The organism is Pseudonocardia hydrocarbonoxydans (genome assembly GCF_006539565.1).
Taxonomy (GTDB): Bacteria; Actinomycetota; Actinomycetes; order Mycobacteriales; family Pseudonocardiaceae; genus Pseudonocardia; species Pseudonocardia hydrocarbonoxydans.
Genome location: NZ_BJNG01000017.1, coordinates 172,424 through 198,489 on the forward strand (window position 1 = coordinate 172,424; position 26,066 = coordinate 198,489).

Below are 26,066 nucleotides of genomic sequence, written 5' to 3' on the forward strand. Positions count from 1 at the left end.
CGTCAGGGATGCTCGGCGCCCAGGGCGGCCTCCAGGTCGGTGAGGGCGAGGACGCGCCCCACCGGGCCGTCCGGTGCGGCGACGGTGCGCAGGCCGTGCGGCGCCCGCGCCGCGAGCTCCAGCAGCAGCCCGATCCCGGCGCTGGCCAGGTGGGTGACGGCGGTCAGGTCGACGACCGCGGTGCCCGCGGCGCCCCGGACCGCCGCCAGCGCCCGGTCGCGCATCCCCGGCACCGTGGACACGTCGAGCTCGCCGGCGAGCTCGAGCCGGGGCCCGTCGTGCACGCGCAGGCCGGCCCAGGGGGCCGACCGGTCGGGGGCGGCGGGGGAGCGGGGCGGCGACGCGACGTCGGCCGGGTGCACCGTGAACTCCAGGCGGGTGCCCGTGTCGGTGCGCTCGACGGACAGGTCACGGGCGAGCCGGTCGATCACCAGCAGCCCGCGGCCGCGGTACCCGGGGTCCTCCGGCGGGGGCCGCCAGCTGCCGTCGTCGCTCACCACGACCCGCACGGAGCCGTCGGGACGCTGATCGAGCAGGTAGCGGTACTCCCCGGGCGGGCGGTCGCGGTAGGCGTGCTCGACGGCGTTGGCCAGCGCCTCGCCGAGCGCGAGCTGCAGGTCCTCGCCGGTCTCCTCGGGCAGCGCGGCGGCGGTGACCCAGTCGGCGACCTCGCGGCGCACGACCGCGAGCCGGTCGGGCCGGGCGGGGCCGCGCCCGGCCAGCGCGGGCGGGCGCAGGCGCGCCACGATCAGCGCGACGTCGTCGGCAGGGCCCGCACCGTCGAGCGCCGCGTGCAGCACGGCGGGCACCAGCCGCTGCACGGGCTCGGTGCAGTGCCGGGCCGCGGCGGCCGCGAGGCGGTCGAACCCGTCGTCGACGATCTCGCCGCGGCGCTCGACCAGCCCGTCGGTGTAGAGGATCACGGTGGACCCGGGCGCGAGCGTGGTGCGCCCCTCGACGAACGGCGGCGCGCCCGCGACGCCGAGCACGGTGCCGCGGGCGTCCTGCAGGAACCGCGACGACCCGTCCGGGCCGAGGACCAGGGGAGGGGGGTGCCCGGCGCGGGCCCAGCGCAGGTCGCCGGTGCGGATGTCGACCACGACGCAGATCGCCGTGCTGGCGCGGGCCCCCGGCACACGGGAGGACCAGCGGTCCAGCCAGGTCAGGGCCTCGGCGGGCGCGTGGTTCTGCAGCAGGTACGCCGACAGCGCGCTGCGCAGCTGCCCCATCACGGCGGCGGCGCCGGGGCCCTGCCCGACGACGTCACCGACCACGATCGCGATGTGGTGCTCGTCGAGGGGGAGCACGTCGTACCAGTCGCCGCCGGTGTTGCTGCCCGAGGCCGCGGGCAGGTAGTGCGCGGCCAGGGTGACCCGGTCGTGCTCGGGGAGGGCGGAGGGGAGCAGGCTGCGCTGCAGGGTGTCGGCGAGCTCGCGGCGGGTGTCGGCGAGCGCGGCCCGCTCGAAGGCCAGCCCGGCGTCCCCGGCCAGTGCCGCCAGGAAGGCGCGCTCGTCGTCGTCGAAGGACCGGTTGCCGCCGAACCCGGCGGCCAGCGCGCCGACCACGCGCTCGCCCACCGCCAGCGGCAGCGCCACGCCCGCGTCGTCCGCGGCCCGCCACACGGGCATCCCGGTCCGCAGCGCCTCGGTCACCGACGGGACGCCGGCGGCGTCGCCGAACCGGTGCACGGTGTGCGGGCCCTCGGGCCCGGCCAGCGTGACCGAGACGGCCGCCGCCCCCGTGGCCTCCACCACCCCCGCGGCGAGGACGCGCGCCGCGTCGTCGACGGTGCCGGCCGCGGCGAGCGCGGCGGTCACCTCGTGCAGCCGCCGCTCCCGGGTGGCCAGGCGCTCGGTCTCGATCATCAGCGCGACCCGCCTGCCCAGCTCCTCGGCGGTGTCGACGTCGGTGTCGTCGTGCACCCGCGGGCCACCGGTGTTGGCGAACACCAGCGCCCCGAGCAGCCGCCCGGCCACGACGAGCGGCACGACCAGCGCGTCGGAGAAGACGGCGCCGCCGGTGTCGGTCTCCGGGTCCTGCGTCAGGTCCTCGAGGACGAACGCGCGCCCCCCGGCGAGGTCGACGGTGGGGCGGCGGGGCGCGATGGCGCGGATGGCGGCGGTGACGGCGGGGTCGTGGTGGTGCGCGGCCGCGACGGCGTACAGGCCGTCGGGACGGGCGAGGAAGACGGCCGCGAGGTCGCCCAGCACGGGCGCGGCCGCGGCGACGAGGTCGTCGAGGCGTTCGGTGAGGGTGCCGGGACGCCCGAGCAGGTGCCCGGTGTCGGCGAGCAGCCGGTCGCGCTCGGCGATGCGCCGGCGCCCGGTGACGTCGCGCAGCGTGCCCACCAGCGCCAGGCCGTCGCCGTCGCGGGCCGGTGCCTCGGCGACCACCACCTCGATCCAGAGCAGCCGGCCGTCGCGGTGGTGCACCGGGAGGACGAATTCGCCGCCGTGCTGCTCCTGCACACTGGCGACGGCGGCCTCGATCGCCGGGGCGTGCTCGGGATCGGTGGGCCACCACGGGTGCGGGACCGGGTAGGGCAGGCCGTCGGCCCCGTAGCCCAGGATCGCCTCGAAGGCGTCGTTGACCTCCACGACCGTCCAGTCGTCCCCGACGACGAACAGGCCGTCCTGCATCGCGTTGATCAGCGCGTTGCGCCAGGCCGACTCGTGGTTGCGCACCCGGGCGAGCTGGAGGTTCGAGCGGATGCGGGCCAGCAGGTCGGCCGAGGAAAACGGCTTGACCAGGTAGTCGTCGGCGCCCGCGGCGAGCCCCTCGATGGCCGCCTCCTCGCCCGCCCGCGCCGAGAGCATCACGACCGGGGTGGTGGCCGTCGCCGGGTCGGCGCGCAGGGCGGCGAGCAGGCCGAAGCCGTCGAGGCCCGGCATCATGACGTCGGTCAGCACCAGGTCGGGGCGCTCCGCGAGCGCGGTGGCCAGCGCGCTGTCGCCGTCGCCGACGACCAGCACCCGGTAGTGCGGCGAGAGCAGCCCGGCCAGGAACCGGCGCAGGTCGCTGTTGTCCTCGGCGACGAGCACGGTGTCGCCCGCGGTCGGGCCGGGGTCGAGGGTGGCGGCGGAGTCGGACGGGTCCGTGGTGGCCCACTGCAGGGCCTCCTCGCGGTAGCGCTCCACCGCGGCGGAGGCCCGGGCCCGCTGGGCGGGGGCGCCGGTGAGCGCCGCCGCGGGCAGCGTCACGGTGAAGGTGGATCCGCTGTCGGGGGTGCTCTGCACGCTCGTGGTGCCCCCGTGCAGGGCCGTCAGCTCGGCGACCAGCGCCAGCCCGATGCCGGAACCCTCGCGACTGCGCCCGCTCGACCCCTGCACGCGGTGGAAGCGCCGGAACAGCAGCGGCACGTCCTCGGCGGGGATGCCGATGCCGGAGTCGACGACGGCCAGCCGCACCCCGCCGTCCCCGTCGGGTCCCAGGGTGATCGAGACGCCGCCGGCCAGGGTGTACTTCACCGCGTTGGACAGCAGGTTGAGGACGATCTTCTCCCACATGTCCACGTCGACGGCGACGGTGGACGGCAGCGGCGGGCACTCGACGTCGAACCCGAGGCCGGCCCGGGTGACGGCGGGGGCGAACGACTCGGCGATCCCGCGGGTGAGCCCGGCCAGGTCGACGGCGGTGAGCTGCGGTGCGAGCTGCCCGCCCTCGAGCCGGGCGAAGTCCAGCAGCGTGTCGACGAGGCGGCGCAGCCGCCCGCTGTTGCGCCGGATGACCTCCAGGCGGGCCCGGTGCTCCGGGGGGAGCGGGTGCGCGCGGTCGGACAGCGCGTCCTCGGCGGGGCCCGCGATGAGCGTCAGCGGGGTGCGCAGCTCGTGGCTGACGCCGGTGAAGAACTCGGTCTTGGCCCGGTCGAGCTCGGCGAGCTCGTCGGCGCGGCGACGCTGGGCTTGATAGGCCTGCACGTCGGTGATCGCGGTGTCGACCTGCCCGGCGACGAGGTCCAGGAAGCGCCGGTACTCCGCGTCCAGCGCCCGGAACGGGCTCACCCCCGCGGTGAACACCCCGATCGGCGGACCGCTCCCGCTGCCGACCAGGGGCAGGCAGACCGCGGTGTCGGGCTCGATGGCGTCGTCGATGTGGCCGGTGGGCAGGAACAGCCCCCGGTAGCGCTGCGCGAGCCCGGTGAGCACGCGCGGCTCGCCGGTCTGCAGCACCGGCCACAGCGGGGAGCCCGCGTCGAGCTCCAGCGGCACGATCCGCGCGTCGTCGAGCATCCCGAAGTGGGCCGCCCGGCGGGCCGCGCCCCCCGGCCCGTCGAGCAGGTACACCGAGGCGAACGGGACGTCGCGGCGGCCGCGCTCCAGCACCGTCAGCGCCGCGCGGCAGGCCTGCCCGACGGTCGGCGCGGTCGCCGCGGAGACGTCACCCAGCTCGCCGAGCACGCGCAGCCGGCGCTCGCTCAGTACGCGCTCGGTGGTCTCGCTGACCACGCAGAGCATCCCGGCGATGCGGCCCCCGGCGTCGTCGAGCGGGCTGTAGGAGAAGGTGTGGTAGGTCTCCTCGACGTAGCCCGCCCGCTCCAGGGTGAGCAGCAGGCTCTCGTCCCAGGTGGCCTCGCCGGTGTCGAGGACGTGGCGCACACGCGGCCCGATGTCGTCCCAGATCTCCGCCCACACCTCGTTCGCGGGGCGGCCCAGCGCCCACGGGTGCTTGGCGCGCAGCGTGTCGCGCCGGTAGGCGTCGTTGTAGAAGAAGGCCAGCTCCGGGCCCCAGCCCATCCACATCGAGAACCGCGACGTGAGCAGGATCCGCACGACGCTGCGCAGCTCGGACGGCCAGGTGTGCGGCGGGCCGACCGGGGTGGCGGCCCAGTCGTGGGTCGCCATGACCCGCCCGACCTCCCCGCCCCCCGCGAACAGCGGGTTCGGTTCCGGGGTCGGGTCGGTGGACATCGCCGGTCAGTCTGTCCCTCCCGGGATCGGGACGCCATCCGGACCCGCCCGGGTCAGGACGCTCGCGCGGCCGCCGATCCCGCGACCGTCAGCACGGCGACGGCGCCGAGCACCACCAGCAGCGGCGCGGTCCAGGTGGCGGTCGCCTCGTGCACGGCCCCGACGACGGCCGGCCCGGTGGCCGCCACCAGGTACCCGCCGCCCTGCACCAGCGCCGACATCCGGCGGGCCTCGGCCGGCCCGCGCGCCGCCCGCACGACCATCGCGAAGACCACGGTGAACCCGCCGCCCTGCGCGACGCCGCCCAGCGCGCACCAGACCGGCCACAGCGCCGGGGCGAGCAGCAGCCCCAGCGGCAGCGCCGCCCAGCACGCACACACGGCCAGCAGCGCCGGGAGCGGGCCGGGGAACAGCCGCAGCAGCACCGGCACGCCGAACGCCCCGGCCACCGCGGCGACCTGGAACACCGACGCGCTGACGCCCGCGGCCGCCGGGTCCATGCCCAGCTCGTCGTGCAGCAGCAGCGGCAGCCAGGTCGTGACGCCGTAGTAGGAGAACGCCTGGCCGCCGAAGCCGATCGTCAGTGCCCAGACGACCGGGCGCCGCCACCACACCGGGCCGCCGTCGGTGCCCTCGTCCGGTGGGCCCGCGGCGGCCGCACGCCGGGCGCTGCCGCGCGTGCCCAGCCACCAGACGCCCGCCGCCACGACGGCCAGCCCGCCCCACACCGCCAGCGCGGCCCGCCAGCCCAGCGCCGCCGTCAGCGGCACGGTGAACGACAGGGTGATCATCGAGCCGACGTTGAGCGCCGCGGTATACCCGCCGAGCACCAGGCCGGCCCGGCGCGGGTCGACGTCGCGCCCGACCACGACCGGCACGGCCACATTGCCCACGGTGATCGCGATCCCGATGACGATCGTGCCCACGACCACCGCCTCCAGCCCGCCCGCGGACCGCACCAGGGTGCCGACCAGCAGCGCCCCGAGCGCGATGAGCACCCCGCGCTCCAGCCCGGCCCGGGCCAGCAGCAGCGACGCCAGCGGCGTGGCCAGTGCGAAGCACAGCACCGGCAGGCCGGTGACCAGGCCCGCGGTGGCGGCGCCGATGGCCAGGTCGGCGCCGACGGTGTCGAGCACCGGGGTGATCGCCACGATCGGTCCGCGCAGGTTGAGCGCCACGGCGACCAGGGCGAGCACCAGGAGCGCGGTGCCCCTGCGGGTGACGGGGGGAGCGGCCGGGGCGAGGGACACCGCCTCCATGCTCGTCGCGCGCGGCCCTCAGGTCACGTCGGGGTGAGCAGTTCCACCGCGCTGCACCAGCAGCGAGTGCCCCTGGTGCGGCTCCATGTCGACGGAGAACGCGTGCAGGTCGTCGACGGTGCCCAGCGGGCGGTCGGTGAACATGTCCGACACCTGCGCGCCCGGCGTCAGGTACTCGGAACGCACGGTGCCGGTGACCGGCTCGCCCGAGAAGTTGAGCACCGTCAGGTGCAGCCGGTCGGGGTCGGCGAGCTGGTGCACCAGCACGAGCAGCCCGCGGTGCGAGACGTCCGGGACGTCGACCTGCTGCGCGGTGGCGATGCCGTGGCGGGTGCGCACGGCCAGGATCGCCTGGAGCTGGCGGACGAAGCTGGCCTCGTCGTCGAGCTGGTCGGGGATCGGGCCGTAGAGGCTGCGCCCGCGCGGCAGCCCCGACGACGACGTGCGGGCCCCGGGGTTGGCCCCCATCAGGTCGTGCGCCGCGCGGTGGATCCAGCGGGTGTCGCCGTGTTCGAGCAGCTCGGCGACCTGGTCGGGGGCCAGCGTGAGCATGCCGCCCAGGTCCCAGCCCGACAGGGCGAACACCCCGGGCTGCAGGGCGTTGAACATCGCGAGCAGCAGGTGCACGCGCATGATCCGCGCGGTGTCGGCCTCCCCGATGTCGTCGAGGTCGGTGATCCCCAGCGTCGCCGCGATGACGGTGGCCGTGGTGCAGGCGATGCCGTTGGTCGTGAAGATGAGGTTGTAGGGCGCGTCCGGGCCGGTGAGGTGCTCGCACAGGTCGCGGCGCACGCTCTCGGCCAGCTCGCCGCCGGTGATCTCCGCGCCCCGGTAGGTGTAGAGGTCGTCGCGGTGCCCGGTGGCCCAGTGCACCAGCTCGTAGGTGAGCTCGTCGTGGTTCTGCAGGGCGTGCACCAGCGACGCCGGGTCGACGCCCAGCTCCAGCGACGTGCGCAGCGTCAGGCGCAGGAACTCGGTGTCGCCGGTGGCCAGCGCGTGGTGGTAGGCGGGCCGGTTGACGAAGTCGTAGGACAGGTCCGCGCCCGCCTCGGCGGTGACGCGGATGTCGTCGATCGTGAGGTTGAGCTCCTGGAAGGTGAACCCGCCGAGCTTGCGGACCATGGAGCCGATGAGGTGGTTGGCCGCCTGCGAGAGGGGATGGCCCTCCGACCACGCCGGCAGCCCCTCGGTCGACTTCTCGACCCCGAGGAAGCCGTTGGCGTCCAGGCGCAGTGCGCCCGCGCCGAGGTCGGTGAGCGAGTGCAGGGCGTCGCCGATGACCAGGCGCATGCCCGCGAAGCTCGGGTCCAGCCAGTTGATCGAGGGCTGGCCCTCCTTGAAGTAGTGCAGGTAGACCCAGCGCCGCTCCACGCCGTCGACGCCCTCGACGGCCTTGGTGGCGCTCCAGTTCGTCTCCTTCACGCCCTCGGCGTAGAAGATCACCCGCTGCAGCCGGCCGATGATGTAGCCGGCCTTCTCCAGCTGCTCCTCGGTGGCCGGGTCGATGTTCACCGAGTCGCGGCCGGCGGGGACATCGGGCAGCAGGTTCCAGTCCTCCGGCTCGATCTCGATCATGTGGTAGATGCCGGGGTAGTCGCCGTACTTCAGCTCGGCGAGCCGGAAGTCGGCGCCCTTGCCGGTGTGGCCGGGGACGATGTCGTCGATGATCGTGCCCCCGGACCAGGTGGCCATGCCGCACATCGCGCGGAACTCCGCCTCGGTGCCGAACGCCGGGTCGATCTCGGTGCTCATCCGGTCGAAGTGCCCGTCGACGCTGGGGGTGGCCTGCCAGCCCGACAGCCCGCCCGCGCGCTTGACCGGCCCGGTGTGCACCGCCTCGATGCCGATGCGGGCGAACGCGTCCCACAGCTGCTCGTCGGCCAGCGCGGCCAGGAAGGACTCGCCGGGGCGGGTGATGAACGAGATCGGGTAGGCGGTGAACCACACCGACGCCGTCTCCACGGCCTGGCGCGGGCCGGGGTTGGCGAACGGGTTCTGCCACATCGTGCCCTGGCCGGAGAACTGGCGGCTGATCTCGTTGGCGTCGGCCAGCATGGACTGGCTCAGCAGCCACGACACGTACGCCGGGTTGGTGCCCGACGGCTTGCCGTCCTTGGCCACGGACCGGCGCGCGAACGGCGCCTTGACCTTCGCGCGGTGACGCAGGCTGCGCGGCCGCGCCGGATGGAAGTGCTCCGCGTAGGTGATCTCGCTCGGCTCGTGGGACTGCTCGTCTGACATCGACTCTCCGTGCGGATCGCGGCGCAAGTTCGACCCGACGGTAGTGGAGGCCGGGTGCGGTGGCGGGGTTGGCCACACCCCCGGTGGGGAACGAATGCGGCCTCCCGCGGGGTGTGCGGCCGGACGGACGAACCTCGGCGGTCACGCGGCGTGGTCGGGCCGCGGATGGCACGCTGCGGGCGTGACCGACTCCCTCGCCGAGCGGGCCGCCGCGGCGCTCGCCATCCCGCTGCAGGTGGCGCTGGAGGCCCGGGCGCTGGACCCGGCCGACCCGGCGGCGGGCGTGGTGTTCCCGGTGTCGGGCCTGGCCCTCAACCCGGGTGGCACCCTGCACGCGGGGGCCCTGGGCTCGATCATGGAGCTCACCGGCTTCCTCGCCCTGCTCCCGCACCTCGACGCCGCCGAGCACGCCGTGACCCACCACGTCTCCACGCAGATCCTCAGCCCCGGGCGCGCCGGCGAGGAGGTGACGGTGACGGCCGCCGTGGAACGTCGCACACGGCGCCTCGGCTTCGTGACGGCGACGGCGGTGGTCGGCAACCGGCTCGTCGCCCGCGCGCAGATCACCAAGTCGGTGGTCGACCTCGGCTGACCGGGCCCGGACCCGGTCACGGGTCGTCCGGGAGCAGCGGGACCTCCAGCGGGGCGCGGGTGTGCAGCAGCGTGCCGCGGGTGACCGACCGGGCGCCGAAACGGGCGCGGAGCTCGTCGAGGGTGCTGTCCAGCGCCGCCCCGGCGGCCCGGTCGAACGGCAGGGCGAGCTGGACGGCGTCGTCGTCGGCCAGGTTGGCCAGCGAGACGCCGAGCAGGGTGAGCCCGCGCTCGTGGATCGTCGGCGTGGCCGCCCCGAGCAGGTCGCGGCACGCGGCCAGGAGCGTGGCGGTGTGTGCGGTGGCCTCGGGCAGGGTGTGCGACCGGGTGGCCCGGGTGAAGTCGCCGAAGCGCAGCCGCAGCACGACCGTGCGGCAGACGCGGTGGCCGTCGCGCAGCCGCCGCCCCAGCCGGTCGAGCGTGCCGGCCAGCAGCGCGTCGAGCTCGTCGTCGCTGCGGGGCCGCCGCCCCAGCGCCTGCTGGGAGCCGATCGAGCGCCGCCGCTCGGTGGCCCGGACGGGGCGCGGGTCGCGGTTGTGGGCCAGGGCGTGCAGGTGCCGCCCGCCGGCCCGGCCCAGGAACGAGACCAGCGCGGCCTCGCCGACCGCGGCCACCTCGCCGACCGTGCGGATGCCCAGCGCGTGCAGCTTCTCGCTGGTGACGGCCCCGACCCCCCACAGCCGCCGCACCGGCAGCGGGTGCAGGAACTCCAGTTCGGCCTCGGGCGCCACCCGGAGCAGCCCGTCGGGCTTGGCCACCCCGCTGGCCACCTTGGCCAGGAACTTCGTGCGCGCCACCCCCACCGTGATCGGCAGCCCCACCTCCCGCGCCACCCGCTCGCGCAGCCGCGCCGCGATCTCGACGGGGGTGCCCGCGATCCGGCGCAGCCCCCCGACCTCCAGGAACGCCTCGTCGATCGAGATGCCCTCCACCAGCGGGGTCGTGTCGCGGAACACGGCGAACACGTCCTTGCTGGCCTGCGAGTAGGCGGCCATCCGCGGCGGCACGACGATCGCCCGGGGGCACAGCGCGCGGGCCTGGCGGCCGTTCATCGCCGTGCGCACCCCGCGCGCCTTGGCCTCGTAGCTGCAGGCCAGCACCACCCCGCCGCCGACGATGACCGGCCGCCCGCGCAGGCGCCGGTCGTCGCGCTGCTCCACCGACGCGTAGAACGCGTCGAGGTCGGCGTGCAGGATCGTCGCCGTGTCGTCGTCGGTGGGCACGAACAGATGTTCGCACCGACCCCCGACAGTTCCTAGGGGCGTGCCGCGACCGCCCCCGTCGCGGCGGCTGCCAGCGCGACGGCGGCGACCAGCGCGGCCGAGCCCCGCGGGATGCCGCCGCGCCGTGCGGCGAGCAGGGCCGCCGCGGCGTCGAGCACGTCGCAGGCGATGCCGGCGTGCAGCACCGTCCGCCGGGCGGGGCCGGTCGTGCCGAGGGTCGCGTACGCCAGCGCGACGTCACGGACGGCGAACAGCCGCGCCATCAGGACGGCCTCGGTGTTGCCGTCGACACGCAGGCCGAACATCCGGGCGGCCGGCGAGGGCGCGACCCAGGCCCCCACCCCGATCCCGGTCCGGAGCGCGGCGAGTGCGGTGGCGGCGGTGTCCTGGCGGCTCATGGCCGCCACCCTGCCATCACCCCGAACAGGGCCGTCAGCCGAGCAGACCACCGCCGGTCGGTCCACCGCCGAGCAGCCCCGTGACCGTCCCCACGACCGGCACCTCCGCCGTCGAGACCTCGGGCAGCGAGACCTCGGGCAGGTCGATCTCCGCGTCGCCGACGTGCAGGGCGGGCGTGTCGATCTCGGTGGCCGACAGCGTGACGGCCGGGATCGTGACCTCGGGCTCGGGACCCACCCGCAGGATCTCCGCGTCCTCGACGGTGAGGTCGGGCAGCGTCGCGGCCGCCTCGCCCAGCCCGACCGGCCCCGCCCGCAGGGGGCCGACGCGGGCGTCCGGGGTGGCCAGCGCGGTGTCGCCCGCGACGACGCCGAGCCCGTCGCCGTCGACGACCAGGCCCAGGTCGGGGGTGGTCAGGCCGCCCTCGTCGATCGCGACCGGCGGGGTGGCGACCGGGCCGAGGGGGGTCGGCAGGGCGGCGCCGGGCACCTGGACCGGCGGGGTGCCGAGGTCCGGGAGCGGGACGGCCACCACGGGTGCCCCGGGTCCGGCGGGCGCCCCCGGGCCGGGGGCGCCGCCCGGGTCGCCGGGGCCGCCGGCGCCCGGTCCCGCCGGGGCGGCGACCACCGGGCCGGGTCCGGGGGCCGTGACCGGCCCGCCGGTGGGCGGGGGAGGGATCGCGGCCGGTCCGGGGCCGAGCACGGCGCGCCCGATGACGGCGCCGTCGACGGGCGCGGTCGCTGCGGAGGACAGGGCCGGGTCGAAGGGTCGGGCCGGGTCGAAGGGCAGGGCCGGGTCGAAGGGCAGGGCGCCCGACGCCAGGGTGACCCCCGGCGCCGGTACGACGCCGGTGACCTCGTCGCCGATGCCCGCGGAGCCGCGCTCGGCGGCGTCGGCCTCCGGGGCCGGGAGTCGCAGCGCCTCCTCCAGCGACGTGGCACCGAACACCGCCCCCACGGCGAACAGGGCACCGGCCATGACGCCGGCCCGGCGGAGGGTGCGGCGGGGAGGCTCGGCGGAGGCCGGGTCCGGCGCGGGCCGCGAGTGGCCGCGGGGCACCAGGGGGCGGTCCAGCGCCCGCCGGGCCCGGCCCTCGCGGCGCAGCAGCGCCGACACCGGCACCGGCTCGGCGGGCGGGTCGACCGGCGGGAGCGCCGCGGCGGCGGGCGCCGTCGCGTACCGGCACAGCAGATCGGCGACGCTGACGGGGTGGGGAGACCGCCCTCGGTCCTGGGGCACGGCGACGTCCTGGGGCACGACGTCGTCGACGAGCAGTGCGTCCACGGTCGGGTGACCTTCCGGGTGAACAGGTGGGGTATCGGGGGCGATTATCGTCGCGCGGTAACCGTCCGGTCGCTAGTTGTTGTTCGCCCGTTCACCGCGCATCACCCGAACAGCGGAATGAACCACTCAGCGTGTGTTCCGAGCCGCTCGGCGTACCGATGGGCCGGATGCCGCGTGGGGTTCCCGCGTCCGGCGCAGCCCGGGCAATTCCGTTGTTTACTGAGTGCTCGCTCAGATAGCGTCGCGACGTGAACTCCCCCCGCAGCGGCCGCGCCCGCCGCCTCGCCCCCGACGCGCGCCGCGCCGCGCTCGTCGAGGCGACGCTGCCGCTGGTGCTGCGGCACGGGGCCACGGTCAGCACCCGCCGGATCGCCGAGGCCGCGGGCGTCGCCGAGGGCACGATCTTCAGCGTCTTCCCGCACAAGGAGGCCCTGATGCGCGCGGTCACCGCGGCCGCGCTCGACCCCGGGGCGACGCTGCGCGAGCTCGCGGCCGTCGACCGGTCACTGCCCCTGCGGGCCCGCCTGGTCGCCGCCGTGGAGATCCTGCAGAGCCGCCTCACCGGGGTGTTCGGGCTGCTGGACGCGCTCGGCATGCACCGCCCGCCCGACGACGGCGAGCGCTGCGGGCACCCCGAGCACACCTCGATGAACGACGCGTTCCGCGCCGCGCTCGCCGACCTCGTCGGTCCCGACGCCGCGAGCCTGCGCGTCCCGCCGCAGGAGCTGGCGCACGTGCTGCGGCTGCTGGTGTTCTCCGGCACCCACCCCCGGATCTGCGACGGGTCGCCGCTGGGCGCCGAGCAGATCGTCACGACCCTGCTCGACGGCCTCTCTCACCCCGGGAACCCCCCATGTTGATCCGCCTCCTGCGCGGGTACCTGCGCCCCTACTCCCGCCCGCTGCTGGCGGTGGTGGCGCTGCAGCTCGTCGGCACGGTGGCGGCGCTGTACCTGCCCAGCCTCAACGCCGACATCATCGACCTGGGCATCGCCCGCGGCGACACCGGCTACATCCTGGGCACCGGCGGCTGGATGCTGCTGGTCACGCTCGCCCAGGTGGCCTGCTCGGTCGGCGCGGTCTGGTTCGGCGCGCGCACCGCGATGGGTTTCGGCGCCGACGTCCGGGCCGCGGTGTTCCACCGGGTCGGGGGGTTCTCCGCCCGCGAGGTCAACCGTTTCGGCGCGCCGTCGCTGATCACGCGGAGCACGAACGACGTGCAGCAGGTGCAGATGCTCGTGCTGCTGTCCTGCACGATGCTGGTCTCCGCGCCGATCATGTGCGTCGGCGGGATCGTCTTCGCGCTGCGGGAGGACGTCGGGCTGTCCTGGCTCGTCGCCGTCAGCGTGCCGGCGCTGGTCGTCGCGATCGGGCTGATCATCGTGCGCATGGTGCCGCAGTTCCGGCTGATGCAGGTGCGCATCGACGCCGTCAACCGCGTGCTGCGCGAGCAGATCACCGGCATCCGGGTGGTGCGGGCGTTCGTCCGCGAGCCGCTGGAGACCGAGCGGTTCGGCGAGGCGAACACCGGGGTCACCGAGGTGGCGATCCGGGCGGGCCGGCTCCAGGCGCTGATCTTCCCGGTGGTGATGCTGCTGCTCAACGTCTCCAGCGTGGCGGTGCTGTGGTTCGGCGCCGAGCGGATCGGGGCCGGGCAGATGCAGATCGGGGCGCTGACGGCGTTCCTGCAGTACCTGCTGCAGATCCTGATGGCCGTCATGATGGCCACGTTCATGGCGATCATGATCCCGCGCGCCGCGGTGTGCGCCGACCGGATCGGCGAGGTGCTCGACACCGAGTCCTCCGTGGCCCCGCCGGCACGGCCGACCGCCCCGGCCCGTTCCGACGGCCTCCTGGAGTTCGACCGCGCCGGCTTCACCTACCCCGGCGCCGCGGCACCGGTGCTGCGCGAGGTCTCCTTCACCGCCCGGCCCGGGGGGACCACGGCGATCATCGGCAGCACCGGTGCGGGCAAGACCACCCTGCTGTCGATGGTGCCGCGGCTGTTCGACGCGACGGCGGGCGCGGTCCGCGTCGACGGTGTGGACGTCCGCGAGCTCGACCCCGAGGTGCTGTGGCGGCGGATCGGGCTGGTGCCGCAGCGCCCGTTCCTGTTCTCCGGCACGGTGGCGACCAACCTGCGCTACGGCGACCCCGACGCCTCCGACGACGCGCTGTGGGCCGCGCTGGAGATCGCCCAGGCCGCCGACTTCGTGCGCGCGATGGAGGGCGGGCTCGACGCCCCGATCAGCCAGGGCGGCACCAACGTCTCCGGCGGGCAGCGCCAGCGCCTGGCCATCGCCCGCGCGCTGGTCCGCAAGCCCGAGATCTACCTGTTCGACGACTCGTTCTCCGCCCTCGACCTCGCCACCGACGCCCGGTTGCGCGCCGCGCTGGCGCCGGTCACGGCCACGGCGACCGTGGTGATCGTCGCCCAGCGGGTGTCGACGATCTCCGGCGCCGACCGGATCGTCGTCCTGGAGGACGGGGCGGTGGTCGGCATGGGCCGCCACGAGGAGCTGCTGGAGACCTGCCCCACCTACGTCGAGATCGTGGAGTCCCAGCTCAGTGCGGAGGTGGGGGCGTGAGCGCGCCGGCCAAGCAGGACCGCGACACCGTCGAGGCCGCCCGCGGCATGGCCGCGGAGCGCCGCGGCGGGCCGCCGTGGGGCGGGATGGGGCAGCCCGCGGAGAAGGCCTCGGACTTCTGGCCCTCGCTGCGTCGCCTGGCCGCCCGGCTGGCCCCCGAGCGTCTCGGCGTGGTGGCGGTGCTGGTGCTGGGCGTCGTCAGCGTGACGCTCAACGTGATCGGGCCCTACCTGCTCGGCGTGGCCACCGACGTCATCTTCGCGGGGGTGGTGGGGCGGGGGCTGCCGGCCGGGCTCTCCGCCGAGCAGGCGGAGCAGGCGGCCCGCGCGGCGGGTGACGACACGATCGCGAACCTGATCGTCGCCCAGGACGTGGTGCCCGGCGCCGGGATCGACTTCCCGGCGCTGTCCATTGTCCTGCTCGGCGTCATCGCGCTGTACCTGGCCGCGTCGGTGTTCGGCTACGGGCAGGGCTACCTGCTCAACGGCATCGCCGCGCGCACCGTGTTCGTCCTGCGCCGCGACGTCGAGGACAAGATCAACCGGCTGCCGCTGCGGTACTTCGACACCCGCCAGCGCGGCGAGGTGCTCAGCCGCGTCACCAACGACATCGACAACGTCCAGACCAGCCTCCAGCAGACGCTGAGCCAGCTGCTCACCTCGCTGCTGACGATCCTGGGCGTGCTGGTGATGATGTTCGTGGTCTCGCCGCTGCTGACGCTGATCGCGCTCGTCACCATCCCGCTCACCCTGTGGCTGACGAAGGCGATCACCTCGCGCTCGCAGCCGCAGTTCGTGGCGCAGTGGCGGCACACCGGGCGGCTCAACGGGCTGATCGAGGAGTCGTTCACCGGACACGAGCTGGTGCGGGTGTTCGGCCGCCGCGCCCAGACCGAGCGGGAGTTCGCCGAGCGCAACGCCGAGCTGTTCGGCGCGAGCTTCCGCGCCCAGTTCATCAGCGGGATCATCATGCCGACGATGATGTTCGTCGGGAACCTCAACTACGTCGTCGTCGCCGTCATCGGGGGGCTGCGGGTGGCCTCGGGGTCGCTGAGCCTGGGCGACGTGCAGGCGTTCATCCAGTACTCGCGCCAGTTCACCCAGCCGCTGACGCAGGCGGCGTCGATGGCGAACGTGCTGCAGTCGGGCGTCGCGTCGGCCGAGCGGGTCTTCGAGCTGCTCGACGCCGAGGAGCAGACCCCCGACCCCGCCGTGCCCGCCCGGCGGACGCAGCGCCGCGGCCGGGTGGAGTTCGAGCACGTCGCCTTCCGGTACCTGCCCGACACCCCGCTGATCGAGGACCTGTCGCTGGTCGCCGAGCCCGGCCAGACCGTCGCGATCGTGGGACCGACCGGCGCGGGCAAGACCACGCTGGTCAACCTGATCCTGCGGTTCTACGAGCTCGACGGCGGCCGGATCACCCTCGACGGCGTCGACATCGCCGCGATGGAGCGCGCCGACCTGCGCTCGGGCATCGGGATGGTGCTGCAGGACACCTGGCTGTTCGGCGGCACGATCCGCGACAACATCGCCTACGGCAACCCCGACGCCACCCCGGAGCAGCTGCTCGCGGCGGCGGAGGCCACCTACGTCGACCGGTTCGTCCGCTCGCTGCCCGAGGGCTACGACACCGTCATCGACGAGGAGGGCTCCAACGTCAGCGCGGGGGAGAAGCAGCTGATCACGATCGCGCGGGCGTTCCTGGCCGACCCGTCGCTGCTGATCCTGGACGAGGCCACCAGCTCCGTCGACACCCGCACCGAGGTGCTGGTGCAGCGGGCCATGGCCGCGCTGCGCAGCGACCGCACGAGCTTCGTCATCGCCCACCGCCTGTCCACGATCCGCGACGCCGACCTGATCCTGGTGATGGAGGCCGGCGCGATCGTGGAGCAGGGCACACACGAGGAGCTGCTGGCGGCCCGCGGGGCGTACTGCCGCCTCTACAACGCCCAGTTCGCAGCGGCGGCCACGGGCAACTGACCCCCCCGCCCGCCCCGCGGCACACCCGGGCGCGGTCCGCGGCCGCGTCATACGCTCAGCCCTCCACCACGGGAGGACGGTCATGCTGCTCGACGGGGTCAACCACATCGCCTGGATCTCCAAGGACGTCGCCCGGCTGGGCGCGTTCTACGCCGCGGTGTTCGACGCCGAGGTGGGGCCGACCCGCCCGCACGGCGACGAGCCCGGCGAGACGATGACGATCATCCGCATCGGCCCGCGCACCGAGCTGAACATCGTGACGATCGAGGGCAACACCGAGCCCGACCGGCAGACCCCGATGTGGGGCCGCGGCCGGATCGACCACGTCGGGCTGGGCGCGGCCGACCCGGCGGCGTTCGAGGAGATCCGGCGGCGGCTGGTGGAGGCCGGGGCGAGCGACGGGCACGTCAACGACTTCGGCGGCGCGCTGAGCCTGTTCTTCCGCGACCCGGACGGGCTGGAGGGTGAGGTCCTCCTCCCGAAGGACTGAATGCCCGCCCGCGTCCGCGCCGATGACTTTCCGGCGCTCGGGCCGTCCCAGTGGCATGCGCACCGTCTTCCGGCACCTGCTCGCCGACACCCTGTTCGTGTCGGTCACCCACTTCATCGTGTGGTTCGCGATCACCTTCTACGTCTACCTGCAGACGCGGTCGGTGTTCGCGACCGGCGTGATCGCGGGGCTGTTCCTGGTGCTGACGTCGCTGTCCGGGATCTGGTTCGGCAGCATCGTCGACCACCACCCCAGGCGGACGGTGATGATCGCGTCCAACGCGGTGGCGATCGGGCTGTACACCGCGGCGTTCGCCCTCTACCTGGTGACCGACGAGCGTGTGTTCACCGACCCGGCGAGCCCGCTGCTGTGGGGGTTCGTGCTGCTGCTGATGGGCGGGGTGATCGTCGGCAACCTGCGGGGGATCGCGCTGTCCACCGCGGTGACGCTGCTGATCCCCGCCGACGAGCGGGACCGGGCGAACGGGCTGGTCGGCACGGTGTCGGGCGTGTCGTTCCTGGTCACGTCGGTGATCAGCGGGCTGCTGGTGGGGCTGTCGGGGATGTTCCACGTGCTGGTGCTCTCGCTCGTCGTCATGGGCGGGTCGATCGCGCACCTGCTGATGGTCCGGGTGCCGGGGGACCGGCCCGCCCCGGCCGCCGCCGACGCCGGGCGGGTCGACCTGCGCGGCACGCTCGCCGTGGTCGCGGCCGTGCCCGGCCTGTTCGCGCTGATCGGGTTCAGCACGATCAACAACCTCCTCGGCGGTGTCTACATGGCGCTGCTCGACGCCTACGGGCTGTCGCTGGTCACGGTGCAGGAGTGGGGGCTGCTGTGGGGCGTGCTGTCGAGCGGCTTCATCATCGGCGGGCTGGTCGTCGCCCGGCGCGGGCTCGGGGCGAACCCGCTGCGCTCGCTGCTCGTCGCCAACGTCGCGCTGTGGCTGCTGGCCACCACCTTCACGCTGCACCGGTCGATCGTCGTGCTGGGGGTCGGCATGTTCCTGTACCTCTGCGTGATCCCGTTCATCGAGGCCTCCGAGCAGACGGTGCTGCAGAAGGTCGTGCCGTACGAGCGGCAGGGGCGGGTGTTCGGGTTCGCGCAGAGCGTCGAGCAGGCCGCGTCGCCGCTCACCGCGTTCCTGATCAGCCCGGTCGCGCAGTTCGTCGTCATCCCGTTCATGACGACCGGTGCGGGCGTCGAGCTGATCGGCGGCTGGTTCGGCACGGGTCCCGACCGCGGCATCGCGCTGGTGTTCGTGCTGACCGGTCTGGTCGGGCTGGTGCTCACCCTGCTCGCGTTCCGCACGCGGCAGTACCGGGCCCTGTCCGACCGCTACCTGGGCGTCCCGGTCGGCTGAGCGACCGGCCCGGTCTCGAGGACCTCGACCGCGTCCCCCACCCGCAGCACCGCCCCGGGCGTGTCGGGCACCAGGTTCGTCCCGAACCACACCTTCCCGTCCCACCGGCGGTGCCGGGCCAGGGTCCGCAGCGGCTCCGGTCCCGTCTCGGCGGTCTCCGGGTCGACGGCGGTGAGCACGCAGCGGTCGCACGCCTTCACGACCCGGAACGTCGCGTCGCCGACGCGGACGCGCCGCCAGCCGTCCTCCGCCCACGCCGGCGCCCCGGCGATCACCAGGTTGGGGCGGAAGCGGGTCATCGACAGCGGCGCCGCGCCGCCGGTCCGGGCGTCGAGGTCGGCGAGGGACTCCTGCGTGGTGAGCAGCAGCGGGTAGCCGTCGGCGAAGGACACCACGTCGGTGTCGCGCCCGTGGGCCGGGTCGACGGGGCGGCGCCGCGGGTCGTCGAGGTACATCAGCCGCACCGGCGCGCCGAGCACCTCGCCGAACCAGGCGTGGGCCGCGGGTGCCGCGGCGACGGCGCCCACCGTGTCGGAGAAGACCCGGACGTCGGTCAGCGGTCCGGGCCCGGGGACCGGCACCGCCAGCGGCTCCGCGCCGGGCGCCCGCAGGAGCAGCCCGTCGTCGGCCGGTTCCGGGGTGATCAGCACCATCCGGGGGTGCCGGCGGGCGGTGACGGCGACCCCGTCGTCGTCGACCAGGGCCCAGCGCCGGTCGCCGGCGAGGCCCCACGGCTCGACGACGGCCGAGTCGACGTCGTGCCCGCGGCACGACTTGACCGGGTAGCGGCGGACGGCGGTGAGCGAGAGGGGCACCCGGGCAGCCTCGGTGCATCCGGCGGGCGGTGCAACCTCGGTCCCGTCCACCCCGCCCGGGGGTACCCTCCCGCCCGTGCCTGCGACGACGATTCCCGGCGCCACCACGGTCCGCTCCCTCGACGCCCACATCGCGGTGCCGGACGGCGCCGGACCGTGGCCCGGTGTGGTCGTGCTCCACGAGGCGTTCGGGCTCAACGCCGACACCCGCGCCCAGGCCGACCGGCTCGCCGCGGCCGGCTACCTCGCGGTCGCCCCGAACCTGTTCAGCGCGGGCGGGGTGCGCTGCCTGCGGTCCACCTTCTCCGCGATGCTGGCGGGGCGGGGCCCGGTCTTCGGCGACATCGAGGCCACCCGCACCTGGCTGGCGGCCCGGCCCGACTGCACCGGCCGGTTGCCGCGTGACGCCCGGGAGATCCTGGCCGGCGCCTGCCCGGTCGTCGCCGGCTACGGCGGGTCCGACCTCTCCCTGCGCGGGGCGGCCGCCACGCTGGAGGACCTGCTCACCGAGCTCGGCGTCGTCCACGACGTCACGGAGTACCCGGGGGCCGGGCACTCCTTCCTCAGCACCGTCGAGGGGCCGCTCGCGTCGGTGATGAAGGTCGTCGGGATCGGCCCGCACCAGCCCTCGGCCGACGACGCGTGGCGCCGGATCCTCGCCTGGTTCGGCACGTACCTGGCGCCGCCCGCCCGGTGACGGGAGCGCCAGCGGGTGCCGGGGCGGGCCGGGGCACCTAGCCTCGCGGGGACGTCGATCCCGGGGGGAACCGTGTCCGACCGCTCCGTCGCGCCCGTCGGGGCGCCGCACCGACTTCCCGTCCGGACGCTCGTCGCGGCGTCGGTCGGCAACGCCATCGAGTGGTACGACTGGACGATCTACGCGACGTTCAGCATCTACTTCGCGACGCAGATCTTCGACCCGGCCGACCCGGCCCTCGCGCTGATCGGCGCGCTGGCGACCTACGCGCTGGCGTTCTTCTTCCGCCCGCTCGGCGGCGTGCTGCTCGGCCGCTTCGCCGACCTGCGCGGCAGGCGGACCGCGATGCTGGTGACGATCCTGCTCATGGCGGGCGGGTCGTTCGTCATCGGCGTCCTGCCCACCTACGACGCCGTGGGCTGGCTGGCGCCGGTCCTGCTGCTGCTCGCGCGGGTCGCCCAGGGCATGTCGCTGGGCGGGGAGGTGTCCAACGCCTCGGCCTACCTCGCCGAGATCGCCCCGCCGGAGCGCCGCGGCCGGTACTCCTCGTTCTTCTACATCTCCACCGGCACCGCGGTGCTGCTGGCCTCGCTGCTCGGGGCCCTGCTGACGGCGGTGCTCACCGAGGACCAGCTGGCCGCCTGGGGGTGGCGGATCCCGTTCCTGATCGGGGGAGTGCTCGGCCTGATCGGGCTGTGGCTGCGCCGTGCGATGCCCGAGACCGACCAGTTCGAGGAGAACAAGGACAAGGCCCGGTCGCTGCGCCACCCGTTGCGCACCACGCTGCGCGAGCACCCGCGGGCCGTGGCGCAGCTCGTGGGCTTCACCCTGCTCTCCACGCTCTGCTACTACACCTTCTTCTCCGCGCTCACGCCGTACGCGGTGCAGGAGGGCGCCGACGCCGGCGACGTGTTCCTCGCGCTGTCGATCGCCACGGCGCTGTTCGTGGTGCTGCAGTACCCGATGGGGGCGCTGGCCGACCGGGTCGGGCGCCGCCCGCAGCTGCTGGTGTGGTCGGCCGCCACCGCGCTGCTGATCGTCCCGCTCTCGACGTTGATCGGTCCGGGCCTGGGCAACCTGCTCGTGGTGTTCGTCGTCGGGCTGGGCCTCTACACCGCGATGACGTCGATCGCGCCCGCCGTGATGAGCGAGCTGTTCCCCACCGAGTTGCGCGGTCTGGGCATCGGTGCCTGGTACAACCTGACGGTCGCGGTCTTCGGCGGCACCGCCCCGCTGATCATCACGGCGCTGCGGCAGGCCGGGGCGGCCGACCTGTTCTTCGTCTACGTCGCGATCGGCGCGGTGGTCTCCTTCGTGACGGTGTGGCGGATGCGGGAGACTCGCGGGGAGGTGCTGCGGTAGGACGTCGCCCGGCGCCGAACGTCCCGGGCCGGGTCCGCCGGGCGACGGTGAGCAGTCGTCCCCGACGGCCGGACGGGCGTGCTGCCCCGGGGGTGCGGCAAACGGTCGACGGCTCCGGGCGGCGGCGCAGACCGACGGACTCCCTGAGTGCGTGACACGGCAATCGGCCCCACTCCTGGTCCGATCGGACGAATCGGCCCCCGCTCGTCGCACCAGGGACGACGCCCGGCCCGGGTGGCTCTCAGGCTCGCAACCTCCGCGGGTCACCCCCTTCTAACGTCCGCGGCATGACAGACGGCCCCTATCCCGCGAGCACCGTGCGGGGCGCCTGGATCGCGGCACTCGGCGCGGTCCTCGTCGCCCCGGTGGTGATCCGGCTGCTGACGGCGCCGCCCGCTCCACTGTGGACCCAGCTGTCGACGACCACGGGTCTGCTCGCGCTCTCGGCGATCGTGTGCGCGGCGGTGCTGCCCTCCCGGGTCCGTTCCCTGACGCGCGCGTTCGGCATCGAGGGCATCCTCGAGGTGCACCGCACCCTCGGCGGGCTGGCCGCGGGGCTGGTGCTGCTGCACCTGGCGTGCGTGGTGGCGGCCGACCCGGTCAACGTCGCGCTGCTCGACCCGGCGCAGGCGACGTCGGCGTCCGCCGCCGCGTCCGCGGCCACGGTGGCCGTCACGCTCGTCGTCGTGCTCGCCGTCACCCGGAGCCGCGCCCCGAAGCTGTCCTACGAGCTGTGGCGCTGGACGCACGTCGGGCTCGCCGCGGTCGCGGTCGTCGGCTCCGCGCTGCACGTCTGGTACCTCCAGCAGCTCGTCACCGACGCCGTGATGAGCGCCGTGCTCGCGCTGCTGTGCGTCGGCCTGCTCGCGATCCTGCTGCACCGCTGGGTGCTGCGGGCGGCGCTGGACCCGTCCGCGGAGTGCCTGGTCCGCGAGGTCCGCTCCGAGGGGCCGACGATCAGCACCCTCGTGCTCGACCGCCCGCGCGGCGCCGGGGAGGACTGGACCTTCGCGCCGGGACAGTTCGCCTGGATCCGGCTGGCCCGCTCGACCCGCGCCGAGGAGCACCCCTTCACGATCGCCTCCTCCGCCCACGACCTCGACCGCCTCGAGTTCACGATCCGGCACGCCGGGTCGTTCACCGCGGCGGTCGCGGACCTGCGCCCCGGCCAGCCGGTCTGGGTCGACGGCCCGCACGGCGCCTTCACCGCCGACGACTCGCGCTCGGCCACCGGCATCGTCATGATCGCCGGCGGCGTCGGCGTCACCCCGATGATGAGCATGCTGCGCACGGCCGCCGACCGCGGCGACCGCCGGCGGTTCCATCTCGTGCTGGTCGTCGGCAGCCGCGACGACGTGCTGTTCCGCGACGAGCTCGCCGCCCTCGCCCTCCACCTCCGCCTCGAGGTCAGTGAGGTGCTGCGCGGTCCCCACCGCGCCGCGACCGCCCCGCTGACCACCGCGCTGGCCGGCGTCCCCGACCCCCGTTCGCTCGACTACTTCGTCTGTGGCTCGCCGACGCTCGTCGCGACCGCGTTCCACGCCCTCGGACTCCTCGGTGTTCCCCCGGACCACGTCCGCACCGAGCAGTTCGACATGGCCTGACCCGTACTGAGAGGTTCCCCCCACATGCTCCGCCGTGTTCCCCGCGCACTGCGCACGGCCGTGATCGTCGCGGTGCTGCTCGCGATCAGCGCCTCGATCGCCCAGTCCTGGACCTCCGGCACCCCCGGAACCGCCGGCTACACCCAGACCGAGTGGGGTCCGCTCGGCCCCGCCGACCGCGACCTGCTGGTCAAGGTCCGCCTCGCCGGCCTGTGGGAGGCCCCCACCGGCCAGCAGGCCCAGCAGCAGGCCAGCCGCGCCGAGGTGCAGACGGTCGGCACCAACATCCACGCCGAGCACGTCGAGCTCGACCGGCTCGTGCTGGAGACCGCCGACCAGCTCGGGGTGCTCGTCCCCAGCCGCCCCACCGCCGAGCAGCTGAGCTGGATGAACGAGATGTCCGGGCTGACCGGTACCGACTACGACCGGGTGTTCGTGCAGCGCCTGCGCGCGGCCCACGGCGTGGTGCTGCCGCTCATCGCCGCGGTGCGGGTCGGCACCCGCAACGAGCTGGTCCGCCAGTTCGCCGAGGAGGCCGACCAGTACGTCACCCGGCACCTGGGCTACCTGGAGAGCACCGGCCTCGTCGACTACGCGGAGCTGCCGGAGCCGCCGTCGCCGGGCCTGCTCGCCGCGGGCCGGGGCCCGGCCGACCTCGTCGTCCCGGCGCTGGTCGTCGTCGCCGCCGTCCTCGCCGCACTCGCCCTGTTCTCCGCGATGCGCCGCAGGCCGGCACCGGTGCGCGCCCCGGCACCCGATCCGACCGCCCGCGCGATCGCGGCGATCGCCGCCCCGAGACCCGCCGGGGACGACGTCCCCCCGCGCCCCCGCTACGCCGAGGGCCGGGTCACCGGGTCGCACTCCCGCATCTCCCAGACCGGCCCGCACTCCCGCATCCCGACCATCTCCCAGACCGGTCCGCGCCACTCCGTCCGGCGCTGACGCCCCACCGAACCACCTGCTCACGGCTCACCGCGCCGACGCTCCCCGCACCACCGGCGCACCGCTCCCCGTCCCAGAGAGGCACCTCCGATGCACGATCCCGTGCTGCCCGACCCGACCCTCCCCGAGAACAGCCCGTCCGCCCGCGCCCGCCGCGCCGCGCTGACGATCCTGGCGGCGGCCGCCGTCGTGATCCTCCCGACGGCCTGCGACTACGCCGTCGCCAACACCGGCGGCTCCGGGTCGGGGTCCGGCTACGGCTACGGCTACGGCGGGCACTCCGGCCACTCGGCGGGGAGCTCGACGGTGCAGACGGTCCCGGCGGGCAACACCGGGACGCTGGAGCCCTCCGCGGCGCCGACGTCCTCGGTCGAGCCGACGACCGACGCGACCGAGACGACCGACGCCACCGAGACCACCGACGCCACCGAGACCACCGACGCCACGGAGACGACCGACGCGGAGGAGACGACCGACGCGGAGGAGACCACCGACGCGGAGGAGACCACCGACGCCACGGAGACGACCACCGCGGCCCCGCCGCCGCCCGCTCCGCTGGAGATCCTGGGCAACGACTGCTCCACCAGCGACCTCGACGCCCACACCGGCTTCCAGGACGCCCCGCGCTGCGTCGCGATCGCGTTCGGCGAGGTGGCCGCGGCGGCGCAGAGCCCGTCGCTGCTGATCACCGACGCGCCGGACACCGTCGCGGTGGGGGAGGCGTTCACCCTGCAGGTCAGCACCCGCAACCTGGTGCGTGACCGGTTCCTGGGCGCCGCGGCGGGCGGCTACTACCGCGAGAGCTCGTTCCTCACCGCCGACGGCATCCAGCGCGGCCACTTCCACACCGCGTGCCGCATGCTGGCCTCGACCGACGTCGCCCCCGACGCCGAGCCGGTGCCCGCGTTCTTCCTGGCCACGCAGGACAACCAGGGCGGCGCCGCCCCCGACCAGGTCACGATCCCGGTCACCGGCCTGCCGGACGCCGGTGTCGCGCAGTGCGCCGTGTGGGCGGGCGACGGGTCGCACCGCGTCCCGATGATGCAGCGCGCCAACCAGACGCCCGCGTTCGACATCGTGCGGATCACCGTCCAGTAGGCGTCAGCGCCCCAGCAGGCCGATGTGCTCGGCGGAGAGCACCCGCTCGATGCCGAGCACGGAGGCCCCGCCGAGCCCGGCGTGCTCGCCCAGGACGCTGGTGGCGAGCACGAGGTTGCGGGTGGCCAGCGGCAGGGCCCGCTGGTAGACGACGCTGCGGACCCCGGCGAGCAGCTCGTCGCTGGCCGAGGTGACCGAGCCGCCCAGCGTCACCCGCGCCGGGTTGTAGAAGTGCACGAGCATCGCCACGACCTCGCCGATCAGCGCGGCGGCCTCCCGGACCAGCGTCATCGTCTCCGGGTCGCCGCGGGCCACCCGCTCGCGGACGTCGGCGGCGGAGGCCGCCGGGTGCAGGCGCCGCGCGATCGCCGACACCGACGCGACGGCCTCGATGCAGCCGATGTTGCCGCAGACGCACACCGTGTCGGGGGCGCCGCGGACGCGGACGTGGCCGATGTCCCCGGCGGCGCCGTCGGCGCCGTGGTGCAGCACACCGGCGCGGGTGACCAGCCCGCCGCCGATCCCGGTGCCCACCTTGACGAACAGCAGCGGTGCCTGGTCGGCGGGCAGTGCCCGGGCCTCGCCGAGGGCGCGGAGGTTGACGTCGTTCTCCAGCACCACCGGGCACGCGAAGGTCGCCTGGAGCCGCGCGGAGACGGGGTAGGCGTGCCAGCCCGGCATGATCGGCGGGCGGACGGGGACGCCGAGCTGGCCGTCGACCGGGCCGGGCAGGCCGATCACCACCGCGCGGGCCGGCAGCCCGGCCCGGGAGCGCAGCGCCGTCAGCTCGGACTCGACGGTGTCCAGGACCGCGCCGGGGCCCTCCCGCACGTCGACGTCGACGTGCACGTGGCCCAGCACCCGCTGCGCCATGTCGACGACGGCCAGGTGCGCCCCGCGTGCGCCGACGTCGGCGAGCAGGACGGTGCCGCAGTGCGGGGACAGGGCGAGGCGGTGGGCGGGGCGGCCGCGGCCGCTGGTCGGGCGGACCCCGTCGGGCTGCAGGACGCCCCGGACCAGCAGCTCGTCGACGGCTGCGCTGACGGTGGTGCGCGCCAGCCCGGCGGCGAGGACGAGGTCGGCCTTGCTCACCGCGGTACCCGAGGCGACCAGCCGCGCGACGGTGCTGAGGGTGACCGCGCCGTCGACCCGCCCGGACAGCTGCGGGGCCTCCAGGCGCAGCGCGGGCAGGGTCCACGGCGGTGCGGACATCACGACCTGATTTCGA

The 26,066-nt window shown here is 75.0% G+C and carries 19 protein-coding genes; 11 read left to right on the top strand and 8 right to left on the bottom strand.

What is annotated here, in order from left to right; genetic code table 11:
• Window positions 1-2: 2 nt before the first annotated feature.
• From PHY01_RS12030 to treS, 3 genes are read right to left on the bottom strand one after another with little or no spacing between them, the layout of a single operon-like run.
• Entirely contained in the window at window positions 3-4,907 is a 4,905-nt protein-coding gene (locus tag PHY01_RS12030) for a SpoIIE family protein phosphatase (RefSeq protein ID WP_141278676.1), read from the bottom strand.
• A 53-nt stretch (window positions 4,908-4,960) separates the two neighbouring features.
• The gene (locus PHY01_RS12035) at window positions 4,961-6,157 is read right to left on the bottom strand and encodes an MFS transporter (RefSeq protein ID WP_218030120.1); all 1,197 of its coding nucleotides are present in this window, start codon (window positions 6,155-6,157) and stop codon (window positions 4,961-4,963) included.
• A gap of 27 nt (window positions 6,158-6,184) precedes the next feature.
• The gene (gene treS, locus PHY01_RS12040; protein ID WP_141278678.1) at window positions 6,185-8,407 is read right to left on the bottom strand and encodes a maltose alpha-D-glucosyltransferase; all 2,223 of its coding nucleotides are present in this window, start codon (window positions 8,405-8,407) and stop codon (window positions 6,185-6,187) included.
• Window positions 8,408-8,588: 181 nt separating this feature from the next.
• Between treS and PHY01_RS12045 the strand changes: the two genes are divergently transcribed.
• Entirely contained in the window at window positions 8,589-8,999 is a 411-nt protein-coding gene (locus tag PHY01_RS12045) for a PaaI family thioesterase (RefSeq protein ID WP_170183776.1), read from the top strand.
• A 16-nt stretch (window positions 9,000-9,015) separates the two neighbouring features.
• Here the strand turns inward: PHY01_RS12045 and dinB are convergent, their stop codons facing one another.
• The 3 genes from dinB to PHY01_RS12060 are packed head-to-tail and all read right to left on the bottom strand — an operon-like array spanning window position 9,016 to window position 11,904.
• On the bottom strand, window positions 9,016-10,227 hold the full coding sequence (dinB, locus tag PHY01_RS12050) for a DNA polymerase IV (protein WP_141278680.1): 1,212 nt from the start codon (window positions 10,225-10,227) through the stop codon (window positions 9,016-9,018).
• A gap of 26 nt (window positions 10,228-10,253) precedes the next feature.
• Window positions 10,254-10,619: a hypothetical protein gene (locus PHY01_RS12055; RefSeq protein WP_141278681.1), complete on the bottom strand. Its 366-nt coding sequence runs from the start codon at window positions 10,617-10,619 to the stop codon at window positions 10,254-10,256.
• A gap of 34 nt (window positions 10,620-10,653) precedes the next feature.
• Entirely contained in the window at window positions 10,654-11,904 is a 1,251-nt protein-coding gene (locus tag PHY01_RS12060; RefSeq protein ID WP_141278682.1) for a hypothetical protein, read from the bottom strand.
• A gap of 248 nt (window positions 11,905-12,152) precedes the next feature.
• Here PHY01_RS12060 and PHY01_RS12065 point away from each other — a divergent pair, with 248 nt between their 5' ends.
• From PHY01_RS12065 to PHY01_RS12085, 5 genes are all read left to right on the top strand, one after another.
• A complete protein-coding gene (locus PHY01_RS12065) occupies window positions 12,153-12,764 on the top strand; it encodes a TetR/AcrR family transcriptional regulator (RefSeq protein ID WP_141278683.1) in 612 nt (203 codons plus the stop codon).
• A complete protein-coding gene (locus PHY01_RS12070; protein ID WP_141278684.1) occupies window positions 12,758-14,491 on the top strand; it encodes an ABC transporter ATP-binding protein in 1,734 nt (577 codons plus the stop codon). The genes PHY01_RS12065 and PHY01_RS12070 overlap by 7 nt, the downstream gene beginning before the upstream one ends.
• Before the next feature lie 47 nt (window positions 14,492-14,538).
• Entirely contained in the window at window positions 14,539-16,470 is a 1,932-nt protein-coding gene (locus tag PHY01_RS12075; RefSeq protein WP_141278771.1) for an ABC transporter ATP-binding protein, read from the top strand.
• Window positions 16,471-16,552: 82 nt separating this feature from the next.
• On the top strand, window positions 16,553-16,960 hold the full coding sequence (locus PHY01_RS12080) for a VOC family protein (protein ID WP_141278685.1): 408 nt from the start codon (window positions 16,553-16,555) through the stop codon (window positions 16,958-16,960).
• Window positions 16,961-17,015: 55 nt separating this feature from the next.
• Window positions 17,016-18,320, top strand: a complete 1,305-nt coding sequence (locus PHY01_RS12085; RefSeq protein WP_141278686.1) for an MFS transporter — start codon at window positions 17,016-17,018, stop codon at window positions 18,318-18,320.
• Here PHY01_RS12085 and PHY01_RS12090 read toward each other — a convergent pair.
• Window positions 18,296-19,135, bottom strand: coding sequence for an MOSC domain-containing protein (locus PHY01_RS12090; protein WP_246085856.1), 840 nt, complete (start codon window positions 19,133-19,135; stop codon window positions 18,296-18,298). The genes PHY01_RS12085 and PHY01_RS12090 overlap by 25 nt on opposite strands.
• 76 nt (window positions 19,136-19,211) lie before the next feature.
• On the opposite strand from PHY01_RS12090, the gene PHY01_RS12095 reads away from it, so the two are divergent.
• The 5 genes from PHY01_RS12095 (at window position 19,212) to PHY01_RS12115 (ending at window position 24,838) form a co-directional block, all read left to right on the top strand.
• On the top strand, window positions 19,212-19,832 hold the full coding sequence (locus PHY01_RS12095) for a dienelactone hydrolase family protein (RefSeq protein WP_141278688.1): 621 nt from the start codon (window positions 19,212-19,214) through the stop codon (window positions 19,830-19,832).
• A gap of 72 nt (window positions 19,833-19,904) precedes the next feature.
• Complete coding sequence (locus PHY01_RS12100; RefSeq protein WP_141278689.1) at window positions 19,905-21,194, top strand: MFS transporter; 1,290 nt, start codon at window positions 19,905-19,907, stop codon at window positions 21,192-21,194.
• Window positions 21,195-21,481: 287 nt separating this feature from the next.
• A complete protein-coding gene (locus PHY01_RS12105; RefSeq protein WP_141278690.1) occupies window positions 21,482-22,798 on the top strand; it encodes a ferredoxin reductase family protein in 1,317 nt (438 codons plus the stop codon).
• 24 nt (window positions 22,799-22,822) lie between these two features.
• Window positions 22,823-23,740: a DUF4142 domain-containing protein gene (locus PHY01_RS26885; RefSeq protein WP_176600841.1), complete on the top strand. Its 918-nt coding sequence runs from the start codon at window positions 22,823-22,825 to the stop codon at window positions 23,738-23,740.
• Between the two features lie 90 nt (window positions 23,741-23,830).
• Window positions 23,831-24,838, top strand: a complete 1,008-nt coding sequence (locus PHY01_RS12115) for a Pecanex-like protein 1 (protein ID WP_141278691.1) — start codon at window positions 23,831-23,833, stop codon at window positions 24,836-24,838.
• Between the two features lie 3 nt (window positions 24,839-24,841).
• Here the strand turns inward: PHY01_RS12115 and PHY01_RS12120 are convergent, their stop codons facing one another.
• Window positions 24,842-26,050 carry an ROK family protein gene (locus PHY01_RS12120; protein ID WP_141278692.1) on the bottom strand — a complete coding sequence of 403 codons (1,209 nt, stop codon included), beginning with the start codon at window positions 26,048-26,050 and terminating at the stop codon, window positions 24,842-24,844.
• Between the last annotated feature and the right edge of the window lie 16 nt (window positions 26,051-26,066).